The following is a 13,167-nucleotide window of genomic DNA, read 5'->3' as shown; positions in this document are numbered from 1 at the left end:
ATATTTTTTATACTAACTATGAATTTAAAACTACGACTTACCATCCTGAGCTTTCTCCAGTTCGCGGTTTGGGGAGCTTATTTAACCTCTATGGGGAATTATTTAGGCTCAGTGGGATTGGGATCTAAAATAGGACTGTTTTATGCGATGCAGGGAATCGTTTCTATTTTTATGCCTGCCCTGATGGGAATTATTGCTGACAGATGGATACAGGCTCAGAGATTACTGGGAATATGCCATCTTTTGGCAGCCGGTTTTCTGGTAGCAGCCGGATATTACGGGATGGCAGCGGGTGCTGATGTGGAATTCCCTAAACTGTTTCTTCTGTATAGTTTAAGTGTGATGTTCTATATGCCTACGATAGCGCTTTCCAACTCAGTAGCCTATACCGTGCTCGTTAATAATAATTTTGATACCATCAAAGCCTTTCCGCCAATCCGTACTTTTGGGACCATCGGTTTCATCTGTGCTATGCTATTTGTGGATTTTACAGGATATCAAAATAACTATTCTCAGTTTTTTGTGTCGGGGATTTTAGGAGTTGTCCTATTCATTTATTCCTTTACATTACCGAAATGTCCTACCAATAAAAGCGAAGAAAAGCAGAGCCTTTATGATGCCCTGGGATTAAAAGCCTTCAGTCTGTTTAAAGACAAAAAAATGGCCGTCTTCTTTATTTTTTCAATGTTATTGGGTGTTTCACTTCAGATTACAAACGGATATGCTAATCCGTTTATAACAAGTTTTAAAGATATTCCTTCTTTCAGCGACTCCTGGGGAGCCAATCATGCCAATGCGTTGATTTCTCTCTCTCAGGTATCCGAAACGGCCTGTATTCTTTTAATTCCTTTTTTCCTCAAGAGATTCGGGATCAAAAAAGTAATGCTAATGGCGATGTTCGCATGGGTACTGAGATTCGGACTATTCGGACTTGGAAATCCGGGTGGAGGAGTATGGATGTTTATTTTATCAATGATCGTCTACGGAATTGCATTTGATTTCTTCAATGTTTCAGGATCCTTATTTGTTGACAAAGAAACAGATAAGAGCATCCGTTCAAGTGCACAGGGCGTTTTCATGATGATGACGAATGGGTTCGGAGCTACAATCGGTATGCTGGGAGCCCAGGAGGTAGTTAATCATTACGTCTTTTCACAGACAGATCCTACCTTACAGCTTCAGGGCTGGCAAACCTCATGGTATATTTTTGCAGGATATGCCCTGGTCGTGACCATCTTATTTGCGATTATTTTTAAGCATAAACATAATCCGGAAGAATTATCTGCTATAAAACATTAATTTATTTAATTAATTTTCAAAATATTGAGATGCGCTTTTCCAGAAAAGCGCATTTTTTTATGGGTAAAACCTTTAAGTTTCTATCGTATAGTTACTGAAACTGATCCTGAAGAATAAACACAGATGTCATTATTCTCATAAGTATTATACAGAGTTTTCCAACAGTATTATTGCATATAAGCAGAACGAACTCTCTTATTTTCAATTCAGTCTGAAAAGATTTAATGTATTGATGTAAAAATATATTACGGCTATATTAATAATAATGTCCGGTCGAACAGCAAATATGGATTGCAGTCCGGATCGGGAAGTGTAGATTCAGATTTTTAATTAATTAATATTTTGATATTTTTATTAAAGAATAATTAAATTTTGCCTGTTTTTTTTATCATCTGTAGATCATTGAAGCCAATCAGTTAATTTTAAAACACACTCATTTAAAGTGTGTTTTTTTTTGTATTTTGGTACTTTAAGAATTATGAAAAACATTCAGTTATTAGCATTAATAGTCGTTGTAGTTGGCAGTTTTCTTCCATTGGTTCATGTTCCGGTCATCGGAAACTGGGATTACTGGAAGTTAGACCATTCGTTAGCGATTATATGCTGGATTCTTTCTGCAATTGCCTTATTGGGGATTGTGAATAATAAATCTAAAATAGTAAGAGCATCAGGAATTGCTCTGGTTCTGTTCTTTATTTTCACCCTGGCAGCTGTAAAAATGCAGTCACTGCAGTATTTCAGTTTTCTTCCATTTAAATCATGGCAGGAAACTTTCGCAGGAGTAGTAAAATTAAAATGGGGCTGGATCGTAGAATTTCTAGGTGCTTTCGTACTGATTTTCGTTAAAAATAATAATAAAAAGACACAGATATGAATGATGTAAAAACAATTTCCGTTGCCCTGTTGTTGCTGGGAATTTCCTCCGTTAATGCTCAGAAAAAAAACGATCCTAAAAAACATGAAACCGTACAGAAAAAGCCGGTGGATAGTCCTGCCAAATGCAGTAATATAAAGGAAGGAACATTTTTGCGGACTAACTATCCAAAAAATCTCTGGTATATGACTGTAAAGAATAACGTGCAGACAGAGTTTTATAATGATGGTAAAGACTACATTAAATCTACAGTCGTTTTTATAGATGACTGTAATTATAAAGTAATTGTCCTTGAGAAAACAGAACAGAATAATCCGATAAAGGTGGGTGATGTTTACAATAATAAGGTCATTGCCACTCAGGATAACTATATCAAGATCAATTCTCAGCTCAATGGAGAGCAGTTTGATCTGGTATTGATGAAAGTGAAAGAAAACAAAAAATAGAAATATAAAAATGAGATCGAAAGACCTCATTGATCAAAAAAGTATACACATGAAAGAAGTATTCATCGTTTCCGCAGTAAGAACTCCAATGGGTAGTTTTCTGGGAAGCTTATCCACTGTTCCTGCGACGAAATTAGGAGCTGTTGCCGTGAAAGGAGCATTAGATAAAATAGGTCTTGATCCGAAAAATGTTCAGGAGATCTATATGGGAAATGTACTGCAGGCTGGCGAAGGACAGGCTCCTGCCCGTCAGGTAGCTATAGGTGCCGGACTTTCTATTGAAACGCCTTCTACGACGGTAAATAAAGTTTGTGCATCGGGAATGAAAGCTGTGACCATGGCTGCACAGGCAATAAAAGCCGGCGATGCTGATGTAATCGTTGCCGGTGGTATGGAAAATATGTCTTCTGTTCCGCATTATTATAATGCTAGAAATGCCACCAAACTAGGAGATGTAAAGATGTTGGACGGAATGGTTTTAGACGGTCTTACGGATGTTTACAATAAAGTTCATATGGGTGTATGTGCAGAAAAATGCGCTACAGACTATAGTTTTACAAGAGAAGATCAGGATAATTTTGCTGTTGAATCTTACAGGAGATCGGCAAAAGCATGGAGCGAAGGCAGGTTTGCTGATGAGGTTGTTCCCGTTACCATTCCTCAAAGAAAGGGCGATCCTGTTATTTTTGCGGAAGATGAAGAATACAAATCCGTAAACTTCGACAGATTACCGACTCTTCCTACCGTATTTAAAAAAGAAGAAGGAACGGTAACAGCTGCCAACGCTTCTACACTGAATGACGGTGCTTCTGCCCTGATTCTTGTTTCTAAAGAAAAAATGGAAGAATTAGGTCTTAAGCCTTTAGCTAAGATCATCTCTTATGCAGATGCTGCTCAGGCACCGGAAGATTTTACAACAGCCCCTTCGAAAGTACTTCCGATTGCTCTTAAAAAGGCAGGGTTAGCACTTACAGATATCGACTTTTTCGAATTTAACGAAGCTTTCTCTGTGGTAGGTCTGGCCAACAATAAAATCTTAGGATTAGATGCCTCAAAAGTGAATGTAAACGGTGGTGCGGTATCGCTTGGCCACCCGCTTGGAAGTTCCGGCTCAAGGATTATTGTTACCCTGATCAATGTATTAAAGCAAAACAATGCCAAATACGGAGCTGCAGCGATCTGTAACGGCGGCGGCGGGGCTTCTGCCATTGTCATTGAGAACCTGTAATTTTAACAAAATAATAAAAGAAAATAAAAACCGCCGAATATTCAGCGGTTTTTATATTTTTGTGCTACTAATATTTAATGAATGTCTGAAATTGAAAATCAACAGCCTAAACATATAAAGAACAACCCAAAGATTATGAAGGCCTGGGCCGTATATGACTGGGCCAACTCTGTATATTCACTGGTTATTACCTCTACTATTTTTCCGATTTATTATTCTATCCTTACCACGGCTTATGAAAAGAAAGAATATGTAGAAGAGACAAAATCCTGGATCGACGTACCGGTAAGGCATATGATTAAAGTTTTCGGAAGAGAATATCAGCCGGATGCGGTGTACGGATATTCACTTACCATCTCTTTCTTTATTGTTGTTTTATTGTCTCCGTTTTTATCTTCGCTGGCAGATACGATCGGAAACAAAAAATCTTTCCTGCAGTTTTTCTGTTATCTGGGTGCCACATCCTGTATGGGATTGGCCATGTTCACGGGAATGCACAATGTATTTTTAGGTTTGCTGTTCAGTATCACGGCGAGTGTAGGATTCTGGGGAAGTCTGGTGTTTTATAACTCTTTTCTGCCGGATATTGCAACAAGGGATAAGCAGGACGCGCTTTCTGCAAAGGGATATGTTTACGGATATATCGGTTCTGTAGTGCTGGTGGTGATCTGTCTGTTATTGATTCAGGTATTTGCTAAAGGGGCAGCTCAGCAGCTGTTATTTACAAGAATCAGTTTCTTACTGACCGGGGCCTGGTGGTTTGGTTTCTCTCAGTATACCTTTAAACATCTTCCCCAGTTTGGTGATGTAAAAGAAAAGCTTCCGAAAGATCTGGTATTGTTAAACTATAAAAATATTTTTAAAACACACCAGGACCAGGGAGGTTTCTTTGAGGTTCTGAAAGATAACCTGAGCTTTTATAAAGATATTGCCAAAGAAAGTTTTCATGAGCTTTTTAAAGTCGGAAACGAATTATTTAAAGATAAAAACCTGAAGTTTTTCCTTTCAAGTTTCTTTTTTTACAGTGTAGGGATGCAGACTATTTTCCTAATGGCCACCTTATTCGGAAAAAGCGAAATTAATCTTGCACAGGATAAATTGATCGCGACGCTTCTGGTAATTCAGATTGAAGCGATTATCGGGGCCGTTATTTTCTCAAGACTGTCAAGAAAAATCGGGAATAAAAATGTCATTTCTATTGCGATTGTCCTATGGATCGTAGCTTGTTTATGGGCATATTTTCTCAATAAGGAAAATCCGACAGTAGAGTATCAGTTTTACGGGGTAGCGGCAGTGGTAGGTCTTGTAATGGGAGGTCTTCAGGCCATGTCGAGATCTACGTATTCCAAACTTCTTCCTGAGGATTCCATGGAGAATACCACATTTTTCAGTTTCTATGATGTTCTGGAGAAAATGGCCATCATCTTGGGAACTTTCATTTTTGCAACGCTGATTGAGCATTTTAATAATATGAGATATGCAGCTTTGTCCATGACTATATTTTTTGCCATCGGATTAGTTCTGATACGCTTTCTTAAGGTCAAGATGCTAAAAGACAGAGATACATTATAAATTTAAAGACGTTACAAATAACGTCTTTTTTTAGTTCCGTACTGAAACAACGGAGAATGATCATGTACAATGATATGCTTTTGTGCTTTTTTTTTGATAAAATGAGTAAATAATCATATTTATTTTTCAGATGTATATTTTTTTTGTTTATTTGTACTTAAATAAAATACAGAAATGATAAAAAAAATTCTACTCTTATGCATTTTACAATGCTCAATGCTTGGTCTTTCTCAGAATTTAAGACCGGTTGCTCAAAAAATTTCAGAATATCATAATCGGGGAAAAGCTTTCCAAAGATATGAGCTGTTTGAACTGAATTCCCAATCTGAAAAACTATCCGAGTACAGAAAATCAGCCACCGACATCACGGTTATCAGAGTAAAACCTAAAGAACTCAAACGGATTGTATCTGATAAACCTGAGACTGTTGAAATTTCGTTCCCTTTTGACGGGAAACTGTTAACAGTTGAGCTTTATAAAAACCAAATCTTTACTAAAGATTTCAAAGTGACGACAGACAAGGGAGAAATTGTTAATTATAATCCCGGAGTCTATTACCAGGGAATCGTGAAAGGGGATAACAGGTCGGTTGCAGCGTTCAGTTTCTTTGATAATGATATCGTAGGAGTAGCTTCCACTCCTGAATTGGGAAACATAGTTGTCGGCAAAGTCAAAAACAGTGAAGATTTTGTAAGTTATTCAGAATCAAAACTGACCGGACTTAATCCTTTTATCTGCGGGGCCGATGAATTGAAGGAAAATCAGATAACAAAAGGTTCTTTTGATCCTGATAAAAAGGTGATTACCCAGAACTGCGTAAGAATATACTATGAAGTTTGTTATAATCCTTATCTCAATAACGGCTCGGATCCTGTTACAACGACCAACTGGTTAACGGCCGTTCATAACAATATCGCTACCCTTTATACAAATGATGACGTCAGAATTGCACTAAATGAAATTAATATCTGGACAACCCAGGACCCCTACACGGGATCTCCGAATGATAATCTTGATAGTTTCAGAACCAACAGGCAAATATTTAATGGTGATCTCGCTCATTTGGTCAATTCACCAACTACGACGAGTGTTGCTTTTCTGAATTCCTTATGCAGTTCCTATAACCATGCATACTCCGGGATATCACAAAACTATAATAATGTTCCTGTATATTCCTGGACGATCGGGGCCATGACACATGAAATGGGGCACAGTTTCGGATCACCTCATACTCATGCGTGTGTCTGGAACGGAAATAATACCGCGATTGACGGTTGTGGTGCACTGGCAGGCTACAGTGAAGGCTGTACGGGACCTATTCCATCAGCAGCCGAAAAAGGCACCATGATGAGTTATTGTCACCTGATTTCAGGAGTCGGCATCAGTTTCAGCAACGGGTTCGGACCGCAGCCGGCAGCCTTAATACGGAATACCATAGATTCAAAAGCCTGTATCGGTACAAATTGTACAACTGCATGTCCTATTACCGTAACAGAAATCAATATTTCGGATATTACCGATAACTCTGCCACCGCTGCCTTTACAGATGCTGTTTCTTCTTCATGGAAATATAGATTAACGACAATAGACGGTACCGTAATTTCTTCAGGAATTACCACTATGCAGACATTAAACTTTACAAATCTTCAACCGGCAACTTATTATATTTTCTCCGTAGGAACAGACTGCTCCGCCGGATATCAGAGAACACAGATATTTTTGACCGATACAGACTGGTGCAGCGGTACCTTATTTACTGACTCGGGAGGGGAGACCGGAAATTACGGAGATAATGAGACATTTGTCAAAACATTTTATCCCACAGCCGGAAATTCTCTTACTATGACTTTTACGGAGTTTTCATTAGAACAGGGATATGATTTTATGTATATTTATAATGGTCCGTCTGTTTCTTCTCCATTATTCGCAACCGGGGGCAATTTGACCGGAAATTCAATACCAGGGACCTTTACTTCTACCCATTCTTCGGGAGCTATCACCGTAAGGTTTGTTTCTGACCCTGCAGAAAATCACAGTGGCTGGAAGGCCAATTTTTCGTGTGCTGTTTTAGCGGTAGAAGATGTCGACACAAAAGACAATACAGTACATATTTATCCGAACCCTGCCAAAAATATAATGATAATCACTTCGAAGAGTGCTTTAAAGGCGTTTAAAATATATGATGAAGCAGGAAGATTAATTAAGTCACAGTCATCCTTAAAGGGAAATAAGCAGGAAGTAGATATTTCTTCGATACAGACAGGAAGTTATGTTGTAAGCGTAGAAACGGAAAAAGATAAGGTTATTAAAAAACTGATAAAACATTAACAGCGCTTCCGATATTATACAGAACAAGGCCGTCTCACAACTCGTGAAAACGGCCTTTTCAATGAAATTTACGGTACCCCTAGACATGAAGGTTTCGTATGTACGATTCTCAACACACATCTATCAGTGAGGCTAATCCTTTATATTTTATAATGGAGATAATAGTCTTCAATAATAATAAGACCATTTTCAAGAAAGTCGTCTATACCGAAATCCAGATCTTTTTTATCATCATCATTCTCATAAAATACAGTAATATACAGAACAATAAACCGGTCCTTCAAAGGAAAATAGACCGACTTAAAAATCTTTTTCTCCTTTTCAAAATATTCGGTGTACACCAAGGATTCCCTGCCACTGATCTCCGGTAGGGATTTTACCCATTTTCCGTCTTCATCCATATCATCAAACCGGGCTTTTATATACGCCTGTGGTTTCATTTTCATGGCAGCAGATTCGAGTCTGATACTGATATACGGGGTATCCTCAGAGGTATAAGAACCGTCTTTCTGCTGAATATAGGGTTTCTGATCAGATTTTCTCATGATATAGATCTTATGTTTTCCAAGCTTTATAATGGCGACAGGAGTCTTTTCGATAATGGTATCCCTTGACCTGTTCTGACCGAAAACAAGACCTGATAACAATAAAAAAAACAAAATTTTTTTCATTAAAAACAGATGTTAGATTAATTTCGGCAAAAGTAATGATTAATTAACATATTGATCTTTATTGCATCTTCGTGAGAATAGGGGAATGAGAAATCTGTTAAAAAAATATGAAATTTCGGCGTGAATTTTGCTAACATTGAGGAGAATAATTTTTAACTTTGTAAAAAGATTTATTGTCAGATGACGAATCCTCTATTTTATGCAAAAATAATTTTGTTTGGAGAATACGGAATGATCGAAGATTCCCAGGGTCTTGTGGTGCCGTACAGCTTCTACAAAGGGACCTTAAAGTTTTCTGATTCAGAAACCGCTTCCCAATTTGAAGAAAAATCAAATAAACATTTACAAGAATATTCCGGTTATCTTACAGAATTAGATCTTCCTGCAGGGTTTAAATTAGACGTTGAAAGGTTCAAAAATGATATTTCAAACGGTCTTTTTTTTGACTCCAATATTCCGCAAGGGTATGGTGTAGGAAGTTCCGGAGCTCTGGTTGCTGCAATATTTGAAAAATATGCTGTTCAGAAGCATGAGCCGGAAAGCATTTCCAAAGATAATCTGAAGGCTTTGAAAGCTGTTTTTGGACAGATGGAAAGTTATTTCCACGGCAAAAGTTCCGGAATGGATCCGTTGATCTGCTATATGAATCTGCCGATTCTCATCGAAAATAAAGAAAACCTCGGCAGGGTTTCTATCCCTAAAGGAGAAGAGGGAAAAGGGGCCATCTTTCTGATCGACTCTGGAATTACCGGTGAAACGGGACCTATGATCCAGATTTTCTTTGAGAAAATGAAAACTGAAGGCTTCCGTAAAACGATGAAAGAAGAATTCATCCGCTATAACAATGCATGTATTGATTCTTTTCTGAAAAAAGATATGAATCCGTTCTTCAGAAATCTGAAAAAGCTTTCCTATTGGGCATATGAACATTTCCGTCCGATGATTCCTGAAAGTATTTTTAATATCTGGAAAAAAGGATTGGATTCTAATGCGTATTATCTGAAATTATGCGGAAGCGGCGGCGGCGGCTACATCTTAGGCTTTACCAAAGACTATGAAAAAGCAGAAAAAATGCTTGACGGCTTCCAGAAAGAGGTGATTTACAGATTCTAAAATGTTGTGAATGAATTCTGAAAAAGAAACTTCCCAACAGAAAAATTATATCCAAAAATCTCTGTTTTACAGATTTTCACAATTTGTGGGCTTTCTTTTGGGAGCTCGCTTTTTTGTTGCCTTATTACTTACTTTTGCCCTTTATGTTTCAACGTTTTTCCTATTTAATCAGGATGAAAGTTTCAGAAAATTTGTCTTTGATTTTAAAGTGCACGGGATTATTTTCTGCACCGTCTTAACCATTTTGGCAGGAGGAACGATTAATCAGTTTTATGATTTTGAAAAAGATCATATCGTGAAACCTTTCAGAACCAGAATTCAGAGTTTCATTAAACAGAAATACTTTTTGTATGCCTATCTGGCCCTGACTATTATATCGCTGAGTGTTGCCTGGCTGATCTCTCATAAAGTATTTGTGTTTTTTCTGATCTATCAGTTTTTTATGTGGTTTTACAGTCACAAATTAAGCAGGATTCTATTGGTCAATAACCTTACTTTCGTCAGTCTTACCTTATACCCGTTCTTCGGAATGATGGTTTATTACGAAACTTTTTCAAAGAAAGTGCTGCTTATGGCTATTTTCTTGTTCCTGATACTTTTATGTATTGATATCGTAAAAGATGCACTGACCAAGAGTGTCGATAAAGCTTTTGGATATACTACGATTCCCAATTATTTTAACAGCAGGACCTACAAAGGAATTATAATTTCTTTATTAACGGTAACGATTGCCGTATCCATGAAACTCATTATGAGAACAGGCATCGCCGGATTTATGGCATATTATTTTACAGGAGGATTATTTGTAATGATTGCCTGTGTTTACCTGCTTTTAAATTCCTCCAGAAAAAGTAATTTCCTGACGCTCAATATTCTGCGGCTTTGGGTTTTTGTAGGTATTATTGCGATGCTTCTGAACGGGATCGAAGGTAAATTGTAGAAGATTTTCTTTAAAAAGACTGAGGTTATTCTTACATTTGCAGAACCTTAAATTTATATAAAAGTAATGCCCATTTTTAACGATACTAAAGTTGCATTTGCAGATAAATCTGATGCACAGTTAAAGAAAGCGTACTGGATGTTCAAAATGATTGAGCAGCCTACTCTTACCACTCTAGGAACTTCTGTTCTTAATTTTTCTATTCATAACAACCTTCCTTTCGTTACCGGAATTGTTAAAAACACTTTGTTTGAGCAATTTTGCGGCGGAGAAACACGTGAAGAAAGTATGAAAGTAGTAAAGCAGCTTTTTAAAAGAGGCGTTGGAAGTATTTTCGATTATTCAATTGAGGGAAAAGAGGATGAGGCAACTTTTGATGCCGTTTGTAAAGAAATTAAAGATATTGTAAGGTTTTCTGTCGGAAATCCGGCCATTCCCTTTATTGTTTTTAAGCCTACCGCTTTTGGACGGATTGATCTTTATGAAGCCGTAGGGAAAAATGCCGAACTTACTTCCAGTCAAAAAGAAGACTGGAGCAGAGTTGTAAAAAGGTTCGATGAGGTATGCAGGCTGTGCCATGAAAATGATAAAAAAGTAATGGTGGATGCGGAGGAAACCTGGATGCAGGATGCAGCAGACCGGCTTTGTGAGGAGATGATGGAAAAGTATAACCAGGAAAAACCCATTGTCTGGAATACCATCCAGATGTACAGAACCGGCAGGCTGGAATATATGGAACAACACCTGAAAAGAGCCCGCGAGAAAAATTATTTTATCGGATATAAGATCGTCCGCGGAGCATATATGGAGAAAGAGCGGGCAAGAGCGGGAGAAAAAGGATATGCAGATCCTATTCAGCCTACGAAGGATGCTTCTGATAAAAACTATAATGCCGGAATTGATTTTGTGATGAATCATCTGGACAACGTTTCCGCTTTCTTCGGAACGCATAACGAGATCTCTTCAGAATTGGTGATGGATAAAATGAAAGCAGCATCTTTGGAAAACGGTAATCCGCATGTATATTTCGGACAACTTTACGGAATGAGCGATAATATTACATTCTACCTTTCTGATAAGAGGTATAACGTAGCTAAATATCTTCCTTACGGACCTGTAAAAGATGTCGTACCATACCTGACCAGAAGAGCTCGCGAAAACACCTCCGTAGCAGGTCAGACCGGAAGAGAACTGGGGCTTATTAAGAAAGAACTGGAAAGAAGAAAGAAATAGTCATCCTTCCCTTATGATATAAAACTTCACATAAATCTGTGAAGTTTTTCTGTTTTTTATAGGTCTAGAGCAGAGATTATTCCCTAAAGTTCAAATATTCTAAAATTAACAAATCATATGAAATATTGCAATATTGGTAATTATTATTTATTAAATATAAGTTTTAATTGTTGATATAATTATATTTTATTACCACTATAAGAATTAATATCCCATGAAAAAAACTTTACTTGCCGCTATAGGGCTTATAGCACATTTAACCTTAGCACAAACTTATAATAACGGAGGTTTAAGTACCGGTGCTACGACTAAAAGCGGAGTTGCCGCACCCGCAGGATATACCTGGTCTGAAGTTTAGAATAATACAGGAAATACAACAGAATCCAATACAAGTGCCGGTTATGGAGGGACGTACAGTTCTGCTACAGCCAGTTTTTTCCTGGCGGACGATTTTACCATTCCGGCAAATACACAATGGCAGATCACCAGCATAGATTTCTTTGCATACCAAACCGGATATACAGGACTTGCAGCTCCGTTTACGACTGCCAGAGTGAATATCTACAGCTCGGATCCGTCAGTAACGGGTGCAGTTAGTGTTTTCGGTGACGATACGACCAACCGGTTTGCTTCGGGAGCAGATTCGAATATGTACAGAATCTTTAATACCCAGGTTCCGGTGGGTTCAACGCCCGGTACCACCAGAAAAATCTGGAGAATAACCGCTAATACTCCTGTAACGCTTACTTCAGGAACCTACTGGGTGAAATATCAATAACAGAATACAGTATCTGCAAGCTCAGGATTCTCACCTGCCGTTACGATTCCGGGAACCCGCGGTTTAGCTGGTTTTAATGCTAAGCAGTATGATGCGGTGGCCGGAACATGGGCTCCTGTCATTGATGACGGAAATCCATCAACAGCAGTGGATTATCCTATGGATATGCCGTTTATAGTGACTTTTACTACTTCCGGCTCGTTAGGAACAAATGAGGTGATGCAGTATGATAACCGAATTCAGGTATATCCAATCCTGTAAAGGGGTCAGTCGACGAAACGGAAAATATAGCACGTTAAGAATAAAACCTATTGGGAATGAATATTTGATAGATAAAATCAAAATCATCTTTTTTCTCTACAGAGGAATTCTGAGTTCACATAAAAATTACTAAGCTTTAAACTTCTAAAATTAAAGCCTGCAAGAAACTTAATTATATCACCAAGGCTTTTTCAAGCTAATTTTCAAAATCTTCAAATTTTTTCAAAAAATTTCCACCAAAATTATAACACGTCAAGTTTCGTCGCTTTCCTGATTGATATTTACAGTATAGAAAAACACAGAAAATGAAACTCGAATTTAAAACTCATGGTGGACATATCTTAGCCTGAATACCACCTAAAAAAAATAAGGCTAAAACCTGAAGATACTCTAATAAAAAGAGGCTTCAAATCTTAACCTTTTA

Annotated in this window: 13 protein-coding genes; 12 read left to right on the top strand and 1 reads right to left on the bottom strand. The window is 37.7% G+C overall.

The genetic code is table 11. The features are described 5' to 3' along the window. Positions 1 to 18 precede the first annotated feature (18 nt). The 6 genes from ODZ84_RS02935 (at position 19) to ODZ84_RS02910 (ending at position 7,747) form a co-directional block, all read left to right on the top strand. On the top strand, positions 19 to 1,299 hold the full coding sequence (locus ODZ84_RS02935) for an MFS transporter (protein WP_266175518.1): 1,281 nt from the start codon (positions 19 to 21) through the stop codon (positions 1,297 to 1,299). 478 nt (positions 1,300 to 1,777) lie between these two features. Then, positions 1,778 to 2,173 (top strand): hypothetical protein, encoded by a 396-nt coding sequence (locus tag ODZ84_RS02930; protein ID WP_266175517.1) that lies wholly within the window; start codon positions 1,778 to 1,780, stop codon positions 2,171 to 2,173. Then, complete coding sequence (locus tag ODZ84_RS02925; protein ID WP_266175516.1) at positions 2,170 to 2,619, top strand: hypothetical protein; 450 nt, start codon at positions 2,170 to 2,172, stop codon at positions 2,617 to 2,619. The genes ODZ84_RS02930 and ODZ84_RS02925 overlap by 4 nt, the downstream gene beginning before the upstream one ends. 49 nt (positions 2,620 to 2,668) lie before the next feature. Beyond that, positions 2,669 to 3,847 carry an acetyl-CoA C-acyltransferase gene (locus ODZ84_RS02920; RefSeq protein ID WP_266175515.1) on the top strand — a complete coding sequence of 393 codons (1,179 nt, stop codon included), beginning with the start codon at positions 2,669 to 2,671 and terminating at the stop codon, positions 3,845 to 3,847. 81 nt (positions 3,848 to 3,928) lie between these two features. Further along, on the top strand, positions 3,929 to 5,419 hold the full coding sequence (locus ODZ84_RS02915) for an MFS transporter (protein ID WP_266175514.1): 1,491 nt from the start codon (positions 3,929 to 3,931) through the stop codon (positions 5,417 to 5,419). A gap of 174 nt (positions 5,420 to 5,593) precedes the next feature. Then, on the top strand, positions 5,594 to 7,747 hold the full coding sequence (locus ODZ84_RS02910; protein WP_266175513.1) for a T9SS type A sorting domain-containing protein: 2,154 nt from the start codon (positions 5,594 to 5,596) through the stop codon (positions 7,745 to 7,747). A gap of 140 nt (positions 7,748 to 7,887) precedes the next feature. Here the strand turns inward: ODZ84_RS02910 and ODZ84_RS02905 are convergent, their stop codons facing one another. Next, the gene (locus ODZ84_RS02905) at positions 7,888 to 8,418 is read right to left on the bottom strand and encodes a hypothetical protein (RefSeq protein ID WP_266175512.1); all 531 of its coding nucleotides are present in this window, start codon (positions 8,416 to 8,418) and stop codon (positions 7,888 to 7,890) included. A gap of 180 nt (positions 8,419 to 8,598) precedes the next feature. Between ODZ84_RS02905 and ODZ84_RS02900 the strand changes: the two genes are divergently transcribed. The 6 genes from ODZ84_RS02900 to ODZ84_RS02875 all read left to right on the top strand — a co-directional run bounded on the left by ODZ84_RS02900 (position 8,599) and on the right by ODZ84_RS02875 (position 12,743). After that, complete coding sequence (locus tag ODZ84_RS02900; RefSeq protein WP_266175511.1) at positions 8,599 to 9,531, top strand: mevalonate kinase family protein; 933 nt, start codon at positions 8,599 to 8,601, stop codon at positions 9,529 to 9,531. Between the two features lie 10 nt (positions 9,532 to 9,541). Continuing rightward, complete coding sequence (locus ODZ84_RS02895; protein ID WP_266175510.1) at positions 9,542 to 10,471, top strand: UbiA family prenyltransferase; 930 nt, start codon at positions 9,542 to 9,544, stop codon at positions 10,469 to 10,471. A 66-nt stretch (positions 10,472 to 10,537) separates the two neighbouring features. Beyond that, on the top strand, positions 10,538 to 11,704 hold the full coding sequence (locus ODZ84_RS02890) for a proline dehydrogenase family protein (protein WP_266175509.1): 1,167 nt from the start codon (positions 10,538 to 10,540) through the stop codon (positions 11,702 to 11,704). 214 nt (positions 11,705 to 11,918) lie between these two features. Then, a complete protein-coding gene (locus ODZ84_RS02885; protein ID WP_266175508.1) occupies positions 11,919 to 12,062 on the top strand; it encodes a hypothetical protein in 144 nt (47 codons plus the stop codon). A gap of 195 nt (positions 12,063 to 12,257) precedes the next feature. Continuing rightward, positions 12,258 to 12,482: a hypothetical protein gene (locus tag ODZ84_RS02880; RefSeq protein ID WP_266175507.1), complete on the top strand. Its 225-nt coding sequence runs from the start codon at positions 12,258 to 12,260 to the stop codon at positions 12,480 to 12,482. Between the two features lie 96 nt (positions 12,483 to 12,578). Next, positions 12,579 to 12,743 carry a hypothetical protein gene (locus ODZ84_RS02875; protein WP_266175506.1) on the top strand — a complete coding sequence of 55 codons (165 nt, stop codon included), beginning with the start codon at positions 12,579 to 12,581 and terminating at the stop codon, positions 12,741 to 12,743. Positions 12,744 to 13,167: the final 424 nt, after the last annotated feature.

Source organism: Chryseobacterium fluminis (assembly GCF_026314945.1).
In the GTDB taxonomy this organism is placed as follows: Bacteria; Bacteroidota; Bacteroidia; order Flavobacteriales; family Weeksellaceae; genus Chryseobacterium; species Chryseobacterium fluminis.
This window is presented reverse-complemented; position numbering and strand designations above follow the sequence as displayed.